A 21,742-nucleotide genomic window follows, 5' to 3' on the forward strand; every position below is an offset into this window, starting at 1 on the left:
CCTTCTACTCGACCGTGACGGACTTGGCCAGATTTCGCGGCTTGTCCACGTCGTAGCCGCGTGCCTGAGCAACCTCGGCTGCGAAGACCTGCAGCGGAATCGTCGAGAGCAACGGCTGCAGCAGTGTCGACGCCGCCGGGATCTCGATGAGGCTGTCCGCGAAAGGCCGGACCGCTTCGTCGCCCTCCTCCGCGATGACGACCGTCCGAGCGCCGCGGGCCTGGATCTCGCGGATGTTGCTGAGCATCTTCGAGTGCAGCACCGCACGGCCCTTGGGCGACGGCATGACGATGATGACCGGAACGCCGTCCTCGATCAGCGCGATCGGACCGTGCTTGAGCTCACCGGCGGCGAATCCCTCCGCGTGCATGTAGGCGAGCTCCTTGAGCTTGAGCGCGCCTTCGAGTGCGACGGGGTAACCGACGTGTCGACCGAGGAACAGGATGGTCGACGACGTCGACAGCTCGCGCGCGAGCGCACGCACCGGCTCGACCGTCTCGAGCACCCGCTGCACCAACTCCGGCATCGCTTCGAGTTCGGCGAACTCGCGCGCCACCTCGTCCGGGTACTTGGTGCCGCGCGCCTGAGCGAGAGCCAAGCCGACGAGGTAGTTCGCGGTCACCTGGGCGAGAAACGCCTTGGTCGACGCGACGCCGATCTCCGGACCTGCACGCGTGTACAGAACTGCGTCGGCCTCGCGGGGAATCTGCGAGCCGTTGGTGTTGCACACCGCAAGAACGCGCGCCTTCTGGTCCTTGGCGTGCCGCACTGCTTCGAGGGTGTCGGCGGTCTCGCCGGACTGCGAGATGGCCACGACCAGGGTCGACCGATCCAGTACCGGGTCGCGATAGCGGAACTCGCTGGCCAGTTCCACTTCCACCGGCAGCCGGGTCCAGTGCTCGATGGCGTACTTGGCGAGCAGACCCGAATGGTAGGCACTGCCACAAGCGACGACGAACACCTTGTCGACGTCACGCAGTTCCTGATCGGAAAGACGCTGCTCGTCGAGCACGATCCGGCCGTTGTCGAAGTGGCCGAGCAACGTGTCGGCCACGGCGGCGGGCTGCTCCTGGATTTCCTTGAGCATGAAGTAGTCGTGGCCGCCCTTCTCGGCGGCCGCGAGGTCCCAATCGATCCGGAACGGACGCCCCTGCGCCTCGTTGCCGTCGAAATCGCTGATGTCGTAGCCATCGGCCGTGATGACGACGACCTGGTCCTGCCCGAGTTCGACGGCGTCGCGCGTGTGCTCGATGAACGCAGCGACATCGGACCCGAGGAACATCTCGCCGTCGCCGACTCCGAGCACCAGAGGGGTCGACCTACGCGCGGCGACGATCGTGTCCGCGTGATCGGAATGAGTGAAGACCAGCGTGAACGCACCCTCGAGGCGACGCAGCACTGCCTTCGCACTGGCCACGAAATCGCCCGCAGTAGGCCCGTCCGCGTATGCCCGAGCGACGAGGTGGACAGCGACCTCGGTATCGGTGTCGGACAGGAACTCCACACCCGCCGTTTCGAGTTCGGCACGCAGCGGACCGAAGTTCTCGATGATGCCGTTGTGCACCACCGCCACCGTTCCGGACGCGGCGCGATGTGGGTGAGCGTTGCGGTCGGTCGGACGCCCGTGGGTCGCCCACCGCGTGTGTCCCATGCCGGTGGTCCCGACGAACGTATCGGTGCCGATGTCGTCCAGTTCGGCCTCGAGGTTTGCCAGACGCCCGGCCTTGCGCTCCACCGCGGTAGAGCCCGCGCCGTCCAGTATCGCGATTCCTGCGGAGTCGTAGCCCCGATATTCCATACGCCGAAGCGCCTCGACCACCACACCCAAAGCTGGGCGGTGGCCGACATATCCAACGATTCCGCACATGGTGCATCAGGGTACTCGGCACGACGCGCACGACCCATTCGCTCAGGTCGCCGTGTCCGGCGTCCCCATACCCGAGCACATTCGGTAGCGTCATCTCTCGTGGCGAAACCGAAGAAGCTGGCATCTGCTCTCTCCAAGCGTGGCCCGCACAAGGTACTCAGAGGGAACCTGGCCCTGGCCGGGCAACCTGGCGTCGTCTACACCCCGGCCGAGGGCTTCGGCCTGCCCGGTGTGGCGTTCGCGCACGGTTGGATGCTCCGCCCCGGCAGTTACACCGACACCCTGAAGCACCTGGCGTCGTGGGGGTTCGTCGTGGCAGCACCCGACACCGAGCGTGGCCTCGTGCCCTCGCACCGCGGACTCGCCACCGACCTGGGCACTGTGCTCGACATCATGACCGGCGTTCGCCTGGGCTCGGGCAACATCAGCGTGCATCCCGAGAATCTGGCCACAGTCGGTCACGCGATGGGCGCCGGGACCGCCGTACTCGCTGCCTCCCGACGACCGGATGTCAAAGCGGTCGCCGCCCTGTTTCCGGCACCGACGGCACCGTCGTCCGAGGACGCCGCCGCAGGCCTCGACGTGCCCGGACTGGTCGTCGGCGACAGCTCGAACGCAGATTCGCTCAACGACAATTCACTGGCTCTCGCCCAGGCCTGGCACGGACCGTCCGTCCTCCGACGGATCGACGGCTCGACGGCAGACGGATTCGTCGAAGGCCGGCGAATGCTCCGCGCACTGGGAGTCAACAGCTCCGACCGCAAGACCCAGCAACGCACCCGCGCTGCACTGACCGCATTTCTGCTCTACCACCTGACCGGCGACTCCGACTACGAGGAATTGGCCGGAACGAACGGCGACATCGCCGGCACCCGTGCTGTCGATCCTCACGCGCCGCTGACCGAGCAGCCCAAGCCAAAGGCGACCGCCTCGATCAAGGCTCTACTGGGACGCGGCTGACCCTTCCGGGTTCGGCGTCGTCACACCAGCCACGATCGGGGTTGCTCGTCGGGGTCCGGTTCGACGTGTGGTGCGCCGTGCCGCCGATCCAGGTGAGCCGGGCGCAAAACCGAGCCCGCTGCCGACCGAGTGTCGCTTCCGCTCAACGGGTCCGAAACCCCCTGCCCCACATCGGTTCTCGCCGGTTCTCTTGGATTTCGTAGCCGTTCGGCGGCATCCGCCATCGCCGACCGATGCGCGTCGCGAATACGGTGCAGTTCACGACGCCACGCGGGGTCCGAATTCACAGTGCACCCGCCTCGCTCAAGCCCGCGCCGGACCCCGCCGAGCTGGGCTGAGGTTCGGTGACCGGAGGGGCCACGGGAGCTGCAGGTACCTCATGAGTCTCGTTCGAGCCCTGCCGGACGGAGCGCTCCTCGCCCGAAGTTTCAGGAACGCATACCTCCGGAGTGTCCGCGGTCGATGCGGGCTGCAAGTCCGTCGGTTCACTACCCACCTGCGGCTCGTCGGCCGGTGCGACATCCACCGGCGGTGAGGTCGCTGTGTTCGGCTCGGGAGCGCCGGACTCGGCAGAAGGAGGTGCCGGTTCGATCTCGGGTTCTGCATCGGGTGTGGTTCGATCCCCCGCGGCGGGCTCCGGCGGTTCCACGGTCGCCGAAGACCGGTTCGACACCCCGACACCGCTCGGGTCGACGGTCCCGGGAACTTCGACGATCTCCGGCAACCCGAAGGGACCAACGCGCAACTCGAACGTGCGCACCCCGAGGCCCGGTGTCTCGAGTCGAAGCGATACGGCCCCATCGTGTTCGAGCGCGATACGGGCACGATGGCCGTCGAGTTCGGCCTCGAGATGGCCGCGCTCGCCGACGACCTTCGATGCATCACCGAATTCCGGCGACGGGATCGAAGCGGGCGGATCATCGAGCGTTGCAGTCGGATTGGGTTCTGCGGTGGGGTCGGGTTCTGAGGCGGGGTCGGGTTCTGCGGTGGGGCCGGATTCTGCGGTGGGGTCGGCATCGGTCTCGTCACTGACACTCCCGTCGCCGGTCGTGTCACCGAGCGCCTCGACAACCCGGTCCACGATGTCGTCCACAATGCCGTCCACAATGCCGTCGACGAGTCCGGCGACTGCATCGACCCGACTGTCTTCGCGACCATTGTCGTTCTCGGTTTCGCCCCACGCTTTGGGACCGGTGGCACGTGTATCCGGAGCAGGTGCCGGTTGAGCCGAGGCCAGCACCTCGGACGGAGGTTGGGCTGTCGATGTGGGTCCGGTGACGGCTGCATCTCCCCCGGCTCCGGCCGTGACCGCCGCTGGGGAGTTCTCGGGCGACGACCGCTCGCTCGAGTGCTCGGAAACAACCAGCGGCACCCAGCTGCGCTCGTCGAGCTCGTCGAACACGGGGTGGACGACTTCCTCGATGACCTTCACCACCAGGGCCAAGCACTCTCGAACGGCCGTGTCCGTGGCCGTGCAGGCAGACGACATTGCGGCACACGTGCGTTGCACATGTGGCACGAACTCGCCCTCGATCCATTCTCGAGACCGGTCGGCGACCTCGGCCGCGAACTCGTCCGATACGTCTGCTCGCGCGAATCGCTCGGCCCATTCCGGAAACGCCGGTGCCAGGCGGGCGAACACGGTTGCCCGGTCGACCGGGACGCACTCGATGCCCGAGGCCAGCAGAAGCGCATCGGTTCGGTCGGGATCGTGTCCTTCCACGGCGTCGGTATCGAGGCTTCCGACGAGCTCGGCCTTGTCGGTCACAGCCTCACGCAGTACGTCCACAGCCGCGTACATCGTTTGCAGCGCATCCTCGACCGAGTCGAGAAGCACTCCTGCTCTCTCCTGCTCGGTGCCCACGTACTGCTGCGCCGTCTCACCGGCGTCACCGTGCCACCGCAGTCGGAGAACGATCAGAAGCTGCGCCTGCTCGTCCAATTGTTCGCTCAGCGCCGCAGCCATCGCCCCGACCGCATCTGCGTCGGACGTCAAAGCATCCAGGTTGAGGCCGCGCTGCTCGTCGTACCATGCACACACCTCGTCGTAGCGCGGGACTTCGCTGCCGGGCACGCGCTCGGCCAACGGCAGGAAACGCTCGAAGTACAGCAGCCCGACGGCATTGGCGTCGAGAATCTCGTCGACCGATGCTGCCTCGGCGGGCGAGGTGGAAGAAACAGTCACCGCAACGAGTCGATCGCGTGGGCACCGGCGTCGTCCTGTATTTCGTACGCGCTCATCGCGGCGACGAGGGCATCCGCGATGTCGTCGACCGACGATCGCCACACCCCGACGGCTCGCCCGAGCCCGGAGTGGGCGTCGAGATAGGCCGCGCCCAGGTCTCCGTAGTTCCGTCCTGCGGCGGCGGTACCGAATCCCGGTGATGCGATCGAATCGGCCGCCGTGCCCAGGGCCTCCGCCGACGCCGTCATCGAGTTCGCCACCTCGCGCACGCGGACCGCGTCCACCCAGAATCCGTCGCTCATCGCCCGCCCGTTCCCGCTCGAAGTGCCCCTTTCCCTCTATGACGTGCGCCGACTCCCATCGGTTCCCCGGCGAGCGGTAACGTCCCGATACGAAACGTCGGTAACAGACAACCGAGCAGCTCCACCAGCTACTCGAGAACGAGGAGTCCCATGCACATCGGAACGATGCTGAACTACAGCGGTGGTTTCACCGAGACCGTTGCCGAGGTAGCCGAACTCGAGAAGGCGGGCCTCGACATCATCTTCGTGCCCGAGGCCTATTCTTTCGACGCCGTCAGTCAACTCGGGTTCCTTGCGGCCAAGACGAGCACGATCAAGATCGCGTCGGGCATCTTCCAGATCTACACGAGAACGCCGTCGCTGACGGCCATGACGGCCGCCGGCCTCGACTACGTTTCCGACGGGCGCTTCGTTCTCGGACTCGGCGCATCCGGGCCACAGGTCGTCGAGGGTTTCCACGGCGTCAAGTACGACGCACCCATCGCCAGAACCCGTGAGGTCATCGAGATCTGCCGCCAGGTGTGGCGTCGAGAAAAAGTGCAGTATCAGGGCAAGCACTACCAGATCCCGTTGCCGGCGGACAAGGGAACCGGCTTGGGCAAGCCACTGAAGCTGATCAATCACCCTGTGCGCGAACGCATTCCGGTCGTCATCGCCGCTCTCGGACCGAAGAACGTCGAGCTCACCGCAGAGATCGCAGAGGGCTGGCAGCCCATCTTCTACTTCCCGGAGAAGGCAGCCGACGTGTGGGGCGAATCGCTGGCCGCAGGCAAGGCCAAACGCGATCCGTCACTCGGCGAACTCGAGGTGTTCGCCAGTCCCACCCTGGCCATCGGCGAGGACGCCGACAAGTACCTCCCCTGGGTCAAGCCGCACCTGGCGCTCTACATCGGCGGCATGGGGGCCAAGGGTAAGAACTTCTACAACTCCCTTGCTCAGCGCTACGGCTACGAAGCCGAGGCCGAGAAGATTCAGGACCTGTACCTCGCCGGCAAGAAAGAGGAAGCAGCAGCGGCGGTTCCGGACGAGCTCGCGCGTTCGGTGAATCTCATCGGACCGGAGAGCTACGTCAAGGAGCGCGTGGCAGCCTTCGCCGAAGCCGGCGTGACGACACTCAACGTCGCACCGTTGGCCGAGGACACCGCAGGACGCGTCGCGCAGCTCACCGCCTTGCGAGCACTCACCGCCTGACGATCGGACACTGCCTGACGATCAGACCGCCGCGACCCGGCCCGCCAACTCCTCGGCGAGCCGGGTCGCGACGTCGAGTTCCGACGCTTCCACCATCACTCGCACGAGCTGTTCGGTCCCGCTGGGACGCAACAGAACTCGCCCCGATTGGCCGAGCTCGAGCTCGGCGACGGCCACGGCGTCCGACACCGACGGCGCCGACGCCACCGCAGCTTTGTCCGAGACACGTACGTTGATCAACACCTGGGGCAGCGTGCGCATCGGCGACGCCAGATCCGCCAGGGTGCGTCCGGTCCGGGCCATCCGCTCCATCACACGCAGTGCGGTCGCGATCCCGTCGCCGGTCGTCCCGATCGCAGGGAGTACGACGTGTCCGCTCTGCTCACCACCGAGTGCGTACCCTCCGCGGCGCAACTCCTCGAGGACGTATCGATCACCGACCGCGGTGGTACGCAACGTGATTCCCGCTTCGCGCATCGCGATGTGGAGCCCGAGGTTGCTCATGACGGTGGCGACCAACGTGTTGTCGGTCAGCGTGCCGTTCTCACTCATCGCGATGGCCAGCACAGCCATGATCGCGTCCCCGTCCACCACCGCACCGGAGGCATCGACCGCGAGGCAGCGGTCGGCGTCGCCGTCGTGCGCGATCCCGAGGTCGGCCCCGTGCTCGACGACAGCCTTCTGCAGCCCTTCCAGGTGCGTCGAACCACACCCGTCGTTGATGTTCAGCCCGTCGGGCTCGGCGTTGATCGCCACGACCGTCGCACCGGCCCGGCGGTAGATCTCCGGTCCGACCGTCGAGGCTGCACCGTGCGAGCAATCCACCACGACGGTGACACCGTCGAGTCGGTGCGAGAGCGGTGCGACGAGGTGCCCGGCATAGAGCTCGGCAGCGTCGGGAGCGACGTCGATGCGACCGATGGCAGCGCCGGTCACATCGACCGGCTTCTCGGTGCGGCCGTCCACCCCGAGCAACGCCTCGATGCGATCTTCCATGTCGTCGTCGAGCTTGTGCCCGCCTGCGGCGAAAATTTTGATTCCGTTGTCGGGCATCGCATTGTGCGAGGCGGAGATCATCACGCCCAGCGCCGCGCCGTATTCGCCGGTGAGGTAGGCGACCGCGGGGGTCGGCAGCACGCCCACGTCGATCACGTCGACACCCGAGGCAGTGAGCCCGGCCGACACTGCGGCACCGAGCATCGAACCGCTGATTCTGGGGTCACGGCCGACGACCGCTGTCCGTCGACCACCGTCGACATCCGGTGCCAGCACGGCGGCGGCAGCCCGGGCGATGGTCATGGCGAGCTCTGCCGTCAGGACCCCGCCTGCGAGTCCCCTCACTCCGTCGGTGCCGAACAATCGCGCCATGAATGAAGACCCCTTCGAACAGAGAGAACATCGTCGGAAAATGCCTCGAGGGCAGGCATCCGATCTTGCTGGAGCCTGCCCTCGAGGATGGAACGGGTAAGACGCGTCAGCGCTTGGAGTACTGCGACGCCTTACGGGCCTTCTTCAGGCCGTACTTCTTGCGCTCGACCGCACGCGCGTCACGCGTGAGGTAGCCGGCGGCCTTGAGAGCCGGGCGATCGTCCGGGGTGAGCTCGATCAGCGCACGCGAGATGGCCAGACGCAGCGCGCCTGCCTGTCCCGACGGTCCGCCACCGTGCAGCAGTGCCACGATGTCGAAGGACTCCGCGCGGTCGACCAGCACCAGAGGAGCCTTGATCAGCTGCTGGTGCACCTTGTTCGGGAAGTAATCCTCGAGGGTGCGGCCGTTGAGCTTGAATCCACCGGTGCCCGAGGACAACCGAACACGAGCGACGGCTTCCTTGCGGCGGCCGACGGTCTGGATCGGGCGATCGAACACGATGGGGGCCGGAGCTGCAGCAGCTTCGATTTCCGTGGCCACCTCGGGATCTTCCACTGCCACGAACTCGTCGGCGGCGATCTCTTCGATGTTCTCCTGCGACGTCACGTCATTTCCCTCCGGCGCCGTCACTGGGACACCTGCTTGATCTCGAACGGAACGGGCTGCTGAGCGGCATGCGGGTGGTTCGGTCCCGCGTAGACCTTCAGCTTGCTCGCGATGGCATTTCCGAGCTTGTTCTTCGGGATCATGCCGACAACGGCCTTCTCCACGAGACGGTCGGGGTTGTTCTCGAGCACCTGACGCGTCGAGCGCGACTTCAGACCGCCCGGATGGCCGGAGTGGTGGTGGTGGAACTTGCCATCGAGCTTGTTGCCACTGATGGCAACTTTCTCGGCGTTGATGATGACGACGAAGTCGCCACCGTCGACGTTGGGTGCGTAGGTGGGCTTGTGCTTACCGCGGAGCAGTGTCGCGGCCTGGACGGCGAGGCGTCCGAGCACGACGTCCGTGGCGTCGATCACATGCCACGTCCGGGTGGTGTCCCCGGCCTTCGGGGCGTAAGTAGACACAGAAAATTCCTGTCTTCATGATGTCGCTGCTGGCCAAGACGTGTGGATGCCCTCGGCGGCCAGTTGAGACCCGAGGACAAGAGCTCTGCGCATCGAAAAATGCGGCGAGCCCATACACGCCAACGGGGAACGATACCGGGAGCCGGCACCCAGGTCAAAACGCCTCCGACGCGGAAGACCGGCTCAGGACAGGCGAACGCACCGCACACAGCGGCGGGCCGCAGGCAATGCCTCGAGCCTGATCGCCGGTATCGACTCTCCGCACCGCTCGCACGTGCCGTACGTCCCGAGATCCCACCGCGTGGACGCGGCGTCGAGCTCGCGCATCTCGGACTCGGTGTCGGAGATCAGGGCTGCGATCTTGGCACGCTCGAAGGCGATGGTGGAACCCTCCGGGTCGTGTTCGTCGTCGTCGGTGGTCCACCGGCTGCCTTCGATGACCGACGCGAGCTCGTCGCGAAGGGAGTGCAGGCGGTGTTCGGCGCGAGAACGCTCGGCATCGATCGCCGTCCCGAAATCCGTCATCCGTCCAGTACACACCGCCACCGCAACCCACGCCAGGTGTCGCGCCCCCTCGACAGTCGTATGCCCCGACCGACAAGTGCCGATCGGGGCATACGACGCTCGTGGTCGACGGTCAGCGCGCCATGCGCGCCTTGTTCGCCATCTCCACCCCGTGCATGGCCTCGCCGCCGGTGCGGGCGGCCGCGACGAGGCTCGACAGAATGAGATTGAGCTCGTCGGATGCGGAGTTCCACTGACGCTGGAGTTCGTAGTAGGACGTCATCGCGTCGCCCTCCCACGATTCGTAAAGTCTCTTCGCAGTGCCGTCCACGTCGGCGAGAAGGTCTTTGGTCACGTTCGCCTGCTTGTTCATCGCCTCGGTCAACGCCGCGATTTGAGCGAAGTCGTACTTCATGTCGAATCAGTCTCCTAGATAGAGCTCGGTCGTGTGGTCGGCCGTTCGGTGGCCGGTCGTGCCGTCAGTTGAACGTGGTCAGTCCCGAACCGAGCGATCCCGCCACCTGGTTCACAGCCGCCACGTTGTCGTCGTCCGCATCGGAGTAGCCGTGGCCGTTGGTCTTGATGTCCGCCGAGATCTGCTCGAGCGCGCTGCGCATCTTCTGGGCACTGGTGTCCCACTGCGACATGACATCCTGAAACGACTTGCCGGCCTTGCCCACCCATGCCTCAGCGGTCTGCTCGACGATGGAACGCACGGCCGAGTTCGACGCATCGATCGACACGCTCAGGCCCTCGATCGTCGCCCCGGCAGCAACGAGCTCCTGCGGTGTGACGGTGACGCCGTTCGACGAACCCATAGATTCCGGTCCCCCTGGATATCCCACTTCGACTCCTCTGCTTCGATTTTCGTATCCACGTACGCCCGCGGCGCACATGACGCTCGACCGAGGGACCGCGTGCGGCCCGCTCACTCCCCTACATCTCCTTGGACGCAGCCACCCCTCGGTTCGGTTCCGGTATACGGCGAAAATCTGCGCGGCGGCCTCAACGCATCGGCACGACCTCCAGAGTCTGGGTGGCCAGATCACATTCGGTGTCGATCGCGGACGAGTCCGGTCCCTCGATCTGACAGCCGATGCTCACCTGCACATCCGATTCGACGAGCACACGCCACAACACTGTGGACGCATCGGCCGGCCGCTCGACGTACGAGATCCCCACCCGACCTCCGAAATCCCGGGCAGGCTCCAGCGATCCGATCGGGGAGTCGGGTCCACGCGCGTCGACTGCCGCACCGAGCTCGGACGCAACCTGTTCGAGCGTCGAGCCGGGCACCAATTCCTGCACTGTGACGACGATGCGACGCTCGGGTGCTGTCGGCGGAATCAACACCATCCGGGCCGGGTCCTCCATCCTGGTCCAGGTCGCCGGTAGTCGCAGCGACGCCCGGCCCGAGACGAACGTCGCCGACGGGATCACCGACGGTGACTCGCTCGTCGCCGATACTGCTGTCGCCGAGGTCGTTTCGGTCGTGGGGGCGGCTTCGGTCGCGGAGGTGGATTCGGTCGTCGACACCGCCTGGGTGGCAGGCACCGCGAACGGCGGCGAGGTCGCGACGGCCACCTCTTCCGGAGACCGAAGGACGAACGTCAGTGCAACGACACCACCGGCAACGATGACCGATGCGGCCACCGCACCGAACGCTCGAACCGGCAATCCGCTTCTTCGGGGAGGTGGCACCGCGACGGTCACTTCGTCGAGCCATGCCGCCGAGCGCCCTGCCGCGGCTCGACCTGGCGGGGCAGTCTCCACCTCCGCTCCCGCACGTCGATACAGAGACCTGGCCACGTCGAGACCGGTCAGCCATCGTGCCGGATCTTCCGCAGCGGGGCTCGAGCTCGAACCCGACTCCGTCACGATGAAAATGTCCTCGGGACATTGCGACACCGACGATCGAAGGTAGTCGTCGGCTCGTCGTCGCCAGCTGTCGTTTCGTTCTCCGACAGCAAGTACTGCACCGATGTCGCAGCCGTGAGTTCCTGCCTCGTCCACCAGAACGACCGTCGTGTCGAGAGTGCCCACTTCGATCACCACCGCAGCAGCCGGTGCGCGTTCTCCTGCCGACGCGACCGCGGCGATCGCCGTCTCCACGACGACGACCTCGCTCGCCGACGTGGCGAACACGGCTCGGAGGAGCTCTCGACGCTCGTCGCCCCACGTCGAGGGATACGCGATCTCGAGCAGATCGAGTCGGTCGTGTATCCCGGCTCCCTGCAGCGCCGACCACACGATCCCGTGCAGGACTTCGCCGCGATCCCACACTGCGCCGCCCACGAGGATCGATCGATCGTCGAGACACAGCAGCGGAGGGACCTCGGTGTCCGCGCCCGCCCGCCCGAAGACGAGACGACCACCCTCCGATACCGCGTATGCGGATCCGACGTGTTCGCGTGGACCCTGCAGCGTCGCACCGGACGCGACGACAGAAATCTCCGAATGACTCAGATGCACAGCCGCGTAACGCCACTGCGCCCTCGTCAACTCGAGTGTCCGAGCTGCACGAGCGCGGGGCCGGACCGATCGACGAACACTCCACGTCCGGGCGGCATCGGGCTCGGACGCACGGTGCCGATCAAGCTCCCCTCGTCTCGGCTCCCGCTCATGACCAATCCCGGAGTCACCAGGTCGCGTAGCCGCCCGATCACCGGGTCGAACAGTGCCCGCCCCGCCCCGCCCGAGCGACGCGCCACGATGAGGTGCAGTCCGATGTCCCGGGCGTGTGGCAGATGCTCGACCAAGGGCGACAACGGGTTTCCGGACGCCGTGGCCACCAGGTCGTAATCGTCGACGACGACGAACACCTCGGGCCCGTCCCACCACGACCGCTCGCGAAGTTGCTGCTGGGTCACGTCCGATCCCGGCATGCGCCTGCTCATTCTGCCTGCGAGATCGACGATCATCGCCGTCAACGTCGCCTGCGCGGCCGCATAGCCGGCCAGATGCTCGGAATCGACTGTGCCCAAGAGAGTTCGACGGTAGTCCGCCACGATCAGTTTCACCCGATCGGGTGGGTTCGCATCGACCAAAGATCGACAGATCCCCCGCAGCAGGGACGTCTTCCCGCATTCGCTGTCGCCGAAGACGACGAAATGTGGGTTCTCGGCGAAGTCGACCGTCACCGGAGCCAGCTCGGCCTCGTCGATGCCGATCGGAACCCTCAGTTCCGCAACGGTGCCACGGTCGCGGGGCCAGGCGCCGGCGAGTCGATCGAGCACCTCCGACCGTTCGAGCATCTCCGGCAACATGCGGACCGGCGGGGCAGGCGACCCCGTGGACGCTGCGGCGATCGCGCTGACGGACTCTGCGACAGCTCGGGACAGGTCGGCCACCGATCGACGGTCGTCGACCCGAGGCAGTGCGATCTGCAGGTGGAGACCGTCCTTGGTCATGCCCCGGCCCGGTCGGCCCTGCGGCACACTGGCGGCTTTCGTTCGGCCGATGTCCGAGTCCGACGGATCTCCGAGTCGCAACTCGAGCCGGGTCCCGATCAGATCCTTCGTCGCGGGCCTCACTTCTGCCCAGCGAGAGGCCGTCAGAACGAGGTGCAGACCGAATGCCAGTCCCTGGGTCGTCAGCGTCGCGATCTGTTGTTCGAGACTCTCGAAGTCGGATCTGATGGATTGCCATCCGTCGATCACCAGGAAGACGTCGCCGAACCGGTCGTTCGCATCGACCGGTTGCATCGCCCGCAGCCGCCGGAACTCGACCATGGAATCGATGCCGCGATCTCGAAAAGTCTTCTCCCGCTGACGAACGACAGCCGCGACCTCGGCCACGGTCCGGCGCACTCGGTCGACGTCCAATCTGTTGGCCACCGATCCGACGTGCGGTAGTTCGGCCAACCCGGCCAGCGTTCCACCCCCGAAGTCCAAGCAGTAGAACTGAACCTGAGCGGGTGTGTGCGTCATCGCCAGAGCCATGATCAGCGACCGAAGGGCCGTCGATTTCCCCGACTGCGGAGCCCCCACGATCGCCACGTGCCCGGCTGCACCGGACAGGTCGACGGTGAGCAGATCCCGCCGCTGATCGAACGGCCGGTCGATGATGCCGATCGGAGCACGAAGTGTGCTCAGCGCATCGACGCCGCCGCTCAGTACCGACCGAGGCAGTAAGCGGGTCAGTGTCGGTGCCTTGTCCAACGGCGGTAGCCATACCTCGTGGGCCGGCATACCGCGACCTGCGATTCGGCCGACGACGACGTCGAGAACGGTCGCGCCGGTGTCGTCGTTCTCGACCGGATCCGGTTCGACCACCGGCTCGACACGGACGTCGTTCTCGACGGGATCGACCATGACGGGATATGCGGTGAACGGCCTCGGACGGATATCGACGCCCTGCGCGGCGGGTGCCCCCGCACTCGAACGTGGCGGAACGTACGGTCCGGACACGTAGGCCGCAGCGAAGCGGACGATCTCGGCCGAATCGCACTTGAGATAGCCGGCACCGGGCTGAGCAGGCAGGTGGTACGCGTCGGGAACACCGAGAACAGAACGTGACTCGTTGGCCGAGAACGTTTTCAGACCGATTCGATAGGACAGATGACTGTCGAGTCCGCGCAGCTTGCCTTCTTCCAGACGCTGACTGGCTAACAACAGATGCATGTGCAACGAACGTCCGAGCCGCCCGATCGCCACGAACAATTCCGCGAATTCCGGTTGCTGACTGAGCAATTCCGAGAACTCGTCGACCACCACGAACAGAGCGGGCAACGGCGCCAGAGCAGCTCCCGCTGCGCGCGCCTTCTCGTAGTCGGACACATTGGCGAAGTTTCCGGCCGAGCGCAGCAACTCCTGTCGACGGTTCATCTCGCCGGCGAGGGCATCACGCATCCGGTCGACCAGAGCCAGGTCCTCGGACAGGTTGGTGATCACGGCCGCAACGTGCGGCGCGGCCTCGAGCCCCGCGAAGGTCGCCCCGCCCTTGAAGTCGACCAGTACCAGGTTCAACTGCTGCGGGGCGTGGGTGGACACCAACCCGAGAACGAGCGTACGCAGAAACTCCGACTTACCCGAACCCGTTGCGCCGATGCACAATCCGTGTGGACCCATGCCGTTCTCGGCAGACTCCTTCAAATCGATCTCGACCGCGCTGCCGTCGGGTGCGACGCCGATGGGTACCCGCAACCGGTCTCGACCGCGACGCACTGTCCACGCTCGATCCGTATCGAGCGCACCGACGTCGGCGATTCCGACGAGGCTGTTCCATCCCGACACTGCGGCCCCGTCGTCGGTGACGGTATCGACAGCGGAGGGCGACGACGGCGCGCGATACGGAGAAAGGCGTCGAGCAACGGCGTGTGCCTCGGTGGTACTCATCGCGTCCGCCACAGCGAAGACCTCGACTGCCGTGCCGCTGACCGCACCGATCGAGCCGTTCTCGACCACCAGCTGGAGCCCGCGACTTGCCGCCAGTCGCGTACACAACCCGGACAGGTCGACGATGGTGACGGAATCGAGGCCGGTGTCGGTGAGGTCGGTCGAACGGTTGGCGACCAGTCCGCCGTCCACCACGATCACCAACTGCGTGACCCCACTGTTCACCGCCCCACGTGCGAAGCGATTCCGCATCGACAGGACGTCCCCCAGCGCGCTCTCGAGCTCGAGGACACTGCCGAAGATCATTCGCGCAGAACCGGCACCGTCTCGCAACACGTCGTGTTGTGTGTGCGGCAGCCACTTGGTCCATTCCCACTGCTCCACGGTGTCGGGGCCGCAGACGACGGCAACCGCGAGGTGGTCCGGTCCGTGAAAGGTACAGAGATAGGCGACCATCGAGCGCACCATCGCACGAGCGGCATCGCGATCCCCGGCTATCGACAGAGCGGCGAATCCCCTCAGCGACACGGCAATCGGCAACTCGGCCACCACCGAGTGTGCTCGCACGAATCGGCGCAGCGACACCGCGGACACCGGTTCCAGCTCTTCCACAGGTCCGGTCTCGGGGGGCACGAGTCGGGTCGCCAAACGCTGATCGCCGAGCCCGACCCGCACGTGGGCGAAGTCGGCGTCCTGAGGCCGACGTTCCCACATACGGTGCGTTCCGGCCGTCGACCACAGAGTGCCCGGATCCGGGTGGCTCCACTCGAGTGCCCTGCGCTGATCTCGCTCGGTGTCGGCGACGTCTCGTCGAAGCTGGTCGAGATACCGCAGATAGTCCTTACGGTCCTCGTTCGCCTCGGCGGTACGTGCTCCCCCGGACTTGCCCCCGCCTGCCAACATGCCCACCATCGACATCAGCATCATGGCTGGGAACATCAACATCATCGGGTTCGCTGCCGCACCGGAAGTGAACATGAGCGCAACCATTCCGACCATGGCGGCGACCATCACCAGCGGCATCAGCTTCATCAGGAGATTGCCGGGTACCGCGCGCGGCACGGGAGGCGGCGGTTGAAGTACGACCTCGCCGCCCGGTGACCGAGGTACTTCCCGGCGCGCGCTGCGAACGAAGCGCACGGTACTCATCGATCAGCCCCCACGGCCGCCCCCACAACTGCATTCGCGGCGACCTCCCCCCGAGGCCGCGTGGACGACAGGCTAACGCATGCACAACCGGAGGGTCCACCGTTGCGTCGAAGCATCGGGATACAGAAATAGAACGGCACCGCATTCGGTTGAACGAAGAATGCGGCTCCGAGGCCGCACATGTTCGACGAACGAAAGGTCGGCTTCCGTGTCCGTACCCCTGTCCATCCTCGATCTCGCACACGTGGGCGAGGGCGAAACAATCCGAGACAGTTTCGACGCCAGCGTGACGCTCGCCCAGCACGCCGAGAACTGGGGTTACCAGCGCATCTGGTACGCCGAACATCACAACATGAAGACGATCGCATCGTCGGCGACGTCGGTGTTGATCGGGCACGTGGCCGCACACACGAAGCGAATTCGACTCGGCTCCGGCGGGATCATGCTTCCCAACCACGCGCCGCTCACCATCGCCGAGCAATTCGGCACGTTGGCCACGTTGTTCCCGGACAGGATCGATCTCGGACTGGGCCGCGCCCCCGGCAGCGACCAGGTGACCATGCGCGCCATGCGCCGCGACCCCGCGTCCTCGGACCGATTCCCCCAGGACGTCCAGGAGCTGCAGGGGTACCTGTCCCAGCAGTCCCTCGTCCCCGGGGTCAGTGCCACGCCGGGTGCCGGCACCGAGGTGCCGCTGTACATCCTCGGATCGTCTCTCTTCGGCGCACAGCTCGCGGCAGCCCTCGGCCTGCCGTACGCATTCGCGTCGCATTTCGCACCCGACGCACTCGAACAGGCCGTGGAGATCTATCGCCGCGACTTCCGTCCGTCGGCGCAGCTGTCCGAACCTCACCTCATCGTGGGCGTCAACGTGATCGCTGCGGACACCGTCGCCGAGGCTCAGGCCCAGTTCCTCCGAACCAAGAGAAGCCGCGTTAGCCTGCTGCTCGGACGGGGTCGCACCTTCACCGACGAGGAAGCCGACATGGTGCTGGAAGCACCCGCGGGGCAACAGATCTCGAAGATGACGAAGTACTCGGCCGTCGGGACGCCCGACATGGTCAGGGAGTACCTCGACCGATTCGCCGAACGCACGGGAGCAGACGAGTTGATCGTCGCCTCGGGCGTCTCCGATCGTCGATCCTGGCTCAGGTCGTTCGAGCTGCTGGCCCAGGTGAGCGAGCTGGTTCCTGCCTGACTGCTGCGAGCAGGTCTCGGCGGAGGCGACGAGCGGTCGAGTGTCGGCGTGATGTCGTAGGGTGTGGACGCACGATGCCCGGGGGGCGGGCATCGACAGTGCACTGCACGCATCCGGGGGGGATATCCATGACACGCGCCGACAGCCGTCCCGCAACGACGAACACACCGTCCGACGCAGCCGAACCGACCATCGCATCGGACCCGGCCCGACGTGCGCAGGGGCTGCGTGCCGTCTTCGCCCAGGACGTGTGCCGGGTGACGGTGTCGGCGAGGTCGACCCAGGTTGATATGGCACTGCCCGTGGACGTTCCGGTGTCGCTGTTGATTCCGGGGATCGTCGACATGATCGCGTCACGAGCGGAGCCTGCGGAAGGACCGGGTCCGGTCGGGAGCCGGACCGCGGACTCCGGATCCGACGGGTTGTCGGGGGCCTGGACGCTGTCCCGTATCGGACGCCCGCCGCTACCGTCGACGTCCACACTGTCGGAACTGGGCGTACGTGACGGCGACCTGCTCGTGTTGGGTGTCGCCGAGCGTCCGACACCGACTCCGTTGTTCGACGATCTCATGGATGCCGTGGCCCGTTCCGGCACCGACGACGTTGCTCAGTGGACCGCGCGTACTGCACGCACGGTCGGTTCGATCATCACGGGCTCGACGGTGCTGCTCGCCTGCGGAATCGTTCTGAGTGACCCGGTTCGATCCGGTGCCGAGAACACGAGCAGCCCGGTCGAGGCAGTCGCCGCGGTCACGGCCGCGGTCCTGTTCGCCGTTGCGGGGATGATCCTCGGCCGGCTGTACGAGCAGGTGGCCGTCGCGGTGCTTTTCGGGGGATGCGCGTCGGCGCTGATGTTCACCGGTGGAACTCTGTTCGTGCCCGGCCAGTTCGGGGCAGCTCACGTGATGTTGGGTTCGGCCATGGCAGGCTCGATCGCGCTGTTGTCTCTGCGAATCGGCGGTGCCGGGCTCGCCGTGTTCACCGGGTCGATCGTGCTGGCAGTGTCGGCGTTCGCCGCGGCGGTCTGCGCGTTGTTCACCGTGATGACGCCGGCGGCCATCGGTACCGTCGCAGCACTGGTAGGTCTGACCGGAATCGCCGTGTCGGCCCGACTGTCGATGATGCAGGCGCGGCTTCCGTTGCCTCCGGTTCCCACCGCCGGTGCCCCACTGGACACCCCCCAGGAGGCGGAGCTCGATTCGATGTCGTTCGCAGATCTGCAGGTGGCAGCCACGCGCGCACGGAGCTACCTGACGGGATTGCTCACGGCGTTCACGATCGTGGTGGTGATGGGAGTACTCGCTGCGGCGGCGAGCGACACCGCGACCGGTTCCGGGTGGCCCGGCATCGCCCTCGCCGCACTGTGCGCGCTGGTGCTACTTCTGCGCGGACGCACGTATGCCGTTGTGACACATGCCGTCCCACTCGTCGGTGGTGGTGCGGTCGTCCTGTTCTCGCTCTCGGTCGGGGCAGTGATCACATTTCCGGACCGTGCACTCGAGTTGTTCGGCGCGGCGTTGGCCGCCGCCGTCGTCGCATCCGTGTTCGGAGCCCTGGTTCCGACCCGCAACTATTCGCCGGTGATGCGGCGATCGGCCGAACTGGTGGAATACGCCGCGATCGCCCTCGTCATTCCGATCGCAGTATGGGTGTGCGGTCTGTACAGCGTCGTCCGCGGACTGTGACCGCGCGCCGGCGTCGTGCGCACACCGTTGCCGCGCTCACTGTCCTGACCCTCACTTACGAAGCACTGATGGGACCGTCCTTCGCGCACGCCGAACGCCCGCTCATCGATCCGGTGCAACTGCCACCGCCCAGCCCTCCCGCGCCTTTGGAACCGACCGAGCAGAAGAACGCGTGCGCCGTCCCCTCCGAAACGATCGACGCCCAGGAAATTCCGACGGCGCAGCAAGCACTCGACTTCGCGTCCGTGTGGCCGATCACTCGCGGAGCCGGTCAACTGATTGCCGTCATCGATACGGGCGTCACGCCTCACCCACGTCTGCCGGGTCTGATTCCTGGGGGCGACTACGTCGGCACCGCCGACGGATTGTTCGACTGTGACGCGCACGGCACGATGGTGGCCGGTCTCATCGCCGCGCAGACGGCCTCGGGCAGCGGTTTCGCCGGCGGCGCTCCGGACGCCCGCATCCTGTCGATCCGTCAGTCCAGCAACGTGTTTCAAGTCGTGGACAACAGGACCGACCAGGAGAAGTCGACCGAACCCGAGAACGCTGCCGGGTACGGAAACGTACGGACGATGGCCATGGCAATCCGGACGGCGGCCGACGCAGGCGCATCGGTCATCAACATCTCCGAAGTGGCGTGCGTACCGGCCGGCGCAGGCGTCGCCGACGGCCCACTCGGCGCAGCAGTGCAGTACGCCGTTCGCGAGAGAAACGTCGTCGTCGTCGCCGCGGCGGGCAACTTCGGGAGCGACGCGTGCAGGGCACAGAACCCCATGCCCGACCCGGTCCGGCCCGAGGCGGACCCGTGGGAAGGGTTTGCGACCATCGCGACACCTGCCTGGTTCGACGACGTGTTGACCGTCGGTTCGGTCGAGTCGGACGGTTCGCCGTCGTCGTTCAGCCTGGCCGGACCATGGGTGGACGTGGCTGCTCCGGGCTCCAACATGACGTCGCTGTCGCCGGCGGGCAACGGCCTGGCCAACGGCATTCGGGGCACCGACGGCGTAGTACCGATGACCGGAACCAGTTTCGCCGCACCGCTCGTCGCTGCGACAGCGGCACTGGTGCGGGCGTACAGGCCCGATCTGTCCGCTCTCCAAGTGATCGACCGCATCGAGCGAACAGCTCATGCGGCGGCCGACGGATGGAATCCGTCGGTCGGCCACGGAGTCGTCGATCCACTCGCTGCGGTGACCGACGTCGTGACACCGACGCAGCGAACCGTCCCCGCAGATGCGGTCGCGATCGGTGCGCCGCTCCCACCGCCCGCCGCCGATCATCGGCCACGCGATGCGGCGGTGACCGGGTCGGTGGTGGTCGCGGTGATTCTGGGTCTCGGAACGGCAGTCTCCATTCCCCTGCGCCGACGGCTGTGATCGGCCCGCCCACTCGCCGGGACTACTTGGACGGAAGCGCGGCTGCCTGCGGGTCCGCCGCGACCCCGTCGTGCATGGTCAGCGCCTGACCACGCCCCAGAGTCGGCCCGCTGCCCAGCAACTGCAGAATCTGCCACGGTGCAGGAGCCGGGAGTCCGAAGCCCAATGCCGACGCTGCATCCGCACCCTCGACTCCGTAGCGAACTCCCGTGTCGGCGACGAAGAAGACGCCGTCCTGACGGGTACTGGCAGTCGAGATACCGGTGCTTCGAACGAATCCGCCGCTACCCGGTGACAGATGGACCTGGTCGACCGAATCACCGCCGCCGTCCGCCTGAGCCAGTTCCACCGGTGAAGCGGTGGTATCGAGTGGCAACGACCGTCCTGCGGATTCGACCAGCTGCGCAGTCGGCCCACCGTCGGCGACATCGAGTGGTGACCATGTCAGACACCCGACCGGCCGCCGGCCCGAGTCGACGATGTCGGGAGTCGTCGGCGGGAAGGTCGATACGTCGAGCCCGGACATCGTCTTGGGAGCGTCGGCCAGGACGTCGGGATTGACGGCCGCGATGTCGGGGCTGCCCTGCGAGTCGGCGAACTTGACGAGTAGGGCTGCGGTTTCGCTGATGGCTTGGATGCCGTCCTCGAGCACGACGTAGTACCGAACGTCGCGGCCGGCAACCTTGACCACGGAGCCGACAGGCCGGTTGTCGAACGGGTAGGCGGGGATCTCACCCGCTCGCGCTATGAACGGAGCCGTCACCGCAGGCACCTGCGGTACCGCGTTGAGCAGACCGGCACTGACCGGCGTCGGCGTCGCATCCTCGAGACCCAGCGCGCGAACGACAGCTCTGTCCGCCAGATCGACCGGCGACTTGGTGCCGTCGTGGACGAGATACGCCGAACCGCCCGAAGTCCACAGGAATGCCTCGGATGGGCCGAGCGCAGCCGCGTTCTCGCCGTAGCGGGGCTCCCCCACGATCACTGTCGTCGACGTGACGCCGGCGATCGGATCGACGGTGTCGCACACGGTCCACGACTCGGCCTCGCCGTCCGGGTCGTGCGGCAGCGCCGACGGGGCACCGGGAATTCCGACCAGCGCACCGCGAGGTCGCGACGCCAGTTCCGACTCCTTCACCGTCACAGGGTTGTCGGGCCTTCCCACGATCAACCGCGCCGAAGCCAGGTTCAGCACCGGATGGAACACGCCGTCGACGCTGACGAACATGGCGGCCGACTCCTTACCGACCACGATCGACGCGTCGCCGATCTTGTCCTGAGGCCGAAACAGCGCCAGGGCAGCGCAGCCCGCCAGACCCACGCATGCGACGACGACACCCACCATGAGCGCGCGCGACTGCGACTTCATCGGGTCGTGCAACATCCGCGCGTCGCGCCTGATGAGGGCATGTTCCATTCGTCGGACGAGAAAGCGGTATCCGCCGACCTGCCATTTCGTCGTCGGAGTAGATGCCACGATTCCTCCCCAGGATTGTGCCGACCCGATCCCCCATCGGGTCACGCGACACAGTACAGTTCGTCCGCAC

General features: G+C 66.4%; 17 protein-coding genes. 5 read left to right on the forward strand and 12 right to left on the reverse strand.

From position 1 onward, the window contains the following. Nucleotides 1–4: 4 nt before the first annotated feature. Complete coding sequence (gene glmS, locus AB0P23_RS11215) at nt 5–1,867, reverse strand: glutamine--fructose-6-phosphate transaminase (isomerizing) (protein WP_363797611.1); 1,863 nt, start codon at nt 1,865–1,867, stop codon at nt 5–7. A 99-nt stretch (nt 1,868–1,966) separates the two neighbouring features. On the opposite strand from glmS, the gene AB0P23_RS11220 reads away from it, so the two are divergent. Continuing rightward, the gene (locus AB0P23_RS11220; protein ID WP_032388212.1) at nt 1,967–2,827 is read left to right on the forward strand and encodes a dienelactone hydrolase family protein; all 861 of its coding nucleotides are present in this window, start codon (nt 1,967–1,969) and stop codon (nt 2,825–2,827) included. Nucleotides 2,828–3,110: 283 nt separating this feature from the next. Here the strand turns inward: AB0P23_RS11220 and AB0P23_RS11225 are convergent, their stop codons facing one another. Together AB0P23_RS11225 and AB0P23_RS11230 are read right to left on the reverse strand one after the other, a co-directional pair. After that, entirely contained in the window at nt 3,111–5,012 is a 1,902-nt protein-coding gene (locus AB0P23_RS11225; RefSeq protein WP_283551074.1) for a hypothetical protein, read from the reverse strand. Continuing rightward, nucleotides 5,009–5,314 (reverse strand): type VII secretion target, encoded by a 306-nt coding sequence (locus tag AB0P23_RS11230; protein ID WP_027496348.1) that lies wholly within the window; start codon nt 5,312–5,314, stop codon nt 5,009–5,011. Before AB0P23_RS11230 ends, AB0P23_RS11225 begins: the two co-directional genes overlap by 4 nt. 150 nt (nt 5,315–5,464) lie before the next feature. Here AB0P23_RS11230 and AB0P23_RS11235 point away from each other — a divergent pair, with 150 nt between their 5' ends. Then, on the forward strand, nt 5,465–6,505 hold the full coding sequence (locus AB0P23_RS11235) for an LLM class F420-dependent oxidoreductase (RefSeq protein WP_032371046.1): 1,041 nt from the start codon (nt 5,465–5,467) through the stop codon (nt 6,503–6,505). A 21-nt stretch (nt 6,506–6,526) separates the two neighbouring features. On the opposite strand, the gene glmM is transcribed toward AB0P23_RS11235, so the two are convergent. The 8 genes from glmM to eccCa form a co-directional block, all read right to left on the reverse strand. Beyond that, entirely contained in the window at nt 6,527–7,873 is a 1,347-nt protein-coding gene (gene glmM, locus AB0P23_RS11240; RefSeq protein WP_027496346.1) for a phosphoglucosamine mutase, read from the reverse strand. A 106-nt stretch (nt 7,874–7,979) separates the two neighbouring features. Further along, a complete protein-coding gene (gene rpsI / locus AB0P23_RS11245) occupies nt 7,980–8,504 on the reverse strand; it encodes a 30S ribosomal protein S9 (protein ID WP_027496345.1) in 525 nt (174 codons plus the stop codon). Next, nucleotides 8,501–8,944 carry a 50S ribosomal protein L13 gene (gene rplM, locus AB0P23_RS11250; RefSeq protein ID WP_027496344.1) on the reverse strand — a complete coding sequence of 148 codons (444 nt, stop codon included), beginning with the start codon at nt 8,942–8,944 and terminating at the stop codon, nt 8,501–8,503. The genes rpsI and rplM overlap by 4 nt, the downstream gene beginning before the upstream one ends. Before the next feature lie 183 nt (nt 8,945–9,127). Then, the gene (locus AB0P23_RS11255) at nt 9,128–9,469 is read right to left on the reverse strand and encodes a TraR/DksA C4-type zinc finger protein (protein WP_027496343.1); all 342 of its coding nucleotides are present in this window, start codon (nt 9,467–9,469) and stop codon (nt 9,128–9,130) included. Between the two features lie 112 nt (nt 9,470–9,581). Further along, complete coding sequence (locus AB0P23_RS11260; protein WP_032365622.1) at nt 9,582–9,863, reverse strand: WXG100 family type VII secretion target; 282 nt, start codon at nt 9,861–9,863, stop codon at nt 9,582–9,584. Nucleotides 9,864–9,927: 64 nt separating this feature from the next. After that, nucleotides 9,928–10,266, reverse strand: coding sequence for a WXG100 family type VII secretion target (locus AB0P23_RS11265; RefSeq protein WP_032365623.1), 339 nt, complete (start codon nt 10,264–10,266; stop codon nt 9,928–9,930). Nucleotides 10,267–10,453: 187 nt separating this feature from the next. Beyond that, nucleotides 10,454–11,950, reverse strand: coding sequence for a type VII secretion-associated protein (locus AB0P23_RS11270; protein ID WP_283542218.1), 1,497 nt, complete (start codon nt 11,948–11,950; stop codon nt 10,454–10,456). Next, nucleotides 11,947–15,933, reverse strand: coding sequence for a type VII secretion protein EccCa (eccCa, locus tag AB0P23_RS11275; protein ID WP_283551072.1), 3,987 nt, complete (start codon nt 15,931–15,933; stop codon nt 11,947–11,949). Before eccCa ends, AB0P23_RS11270 begins: the two co-directional genes overlap by 4 nt. A gap of 208 nt (nt 15,934–16,141) precedes the next feature. Here eccCa and AB0P23_RS11280 point away from each other — a divergent pair, with 208 nt between their 5' ends. From AB0P23_RS11280 to mycP, 3 genes are all read left to right on the forward strand, one after another. Then, complete coding sequence (locus AB0P23_RS11280) at nt 16,142–17,131, forward strand: LLM class flavin-dependent oxidoreductase (protein WP_027496339.1); 990 nt, start codon at nt 16,142–16,144, stop codon at nt 17,129–17,131. Nucleotides 17,132–17,259: 128 nt separating this feature from the next. After that, nucleotides 17,260–18,816 (forward strand): type VII secretion integral membrane protein EccD, encoded by a 1,557-nt coding sequence (eccD, locus tag AB0P23_RS11285; RefSeq protein ID WP_283542220.1) that lies wholly within the window; start codon nt 17,260–17,262, stop codon nt 18,814–18,816. Between the two features lie 68 nt (nt 18,817–18,884). After that, nucleotides 18,885–20,195, forward strand: coding sequence for a type VII secretion-associated serine protease mycosin (mycP, locus tag AB0P23_RS11290; RefSeq protein ID WP_230591649.1), 1,311 nt, complete (start codon nt 18,885–18,887; stop codon nt 20,193–20,195). 22 nt (nt 20,196–20,217) lie between these two features. Here the strand turns inward: mycP and eccB are convergent, their stop codons facing one another. Continuing rightward, a complete protein-coding gene (eccB, locus tag AB0P23_RS11295) occupies nt 20,218–21,672 on the reverse strand; it encodes a type VII secretion protein EccB (protein WP_363797617.1) in 1,455 nt (484 codons plus the stop codon). Between the last annotated feature and the right edge of the window lie 70 nt (nt 21,673–21,742).

The organism is Rhodococcus sp. NPDC077669 (assembly GCF_040686915.1).
Lineage (GTDB): Bacteria > Actinomycetota > Actinomycetes > Mycobacteriales > Mycobacteriaceae > Rhodococcoides > Rhodococcoides fascians.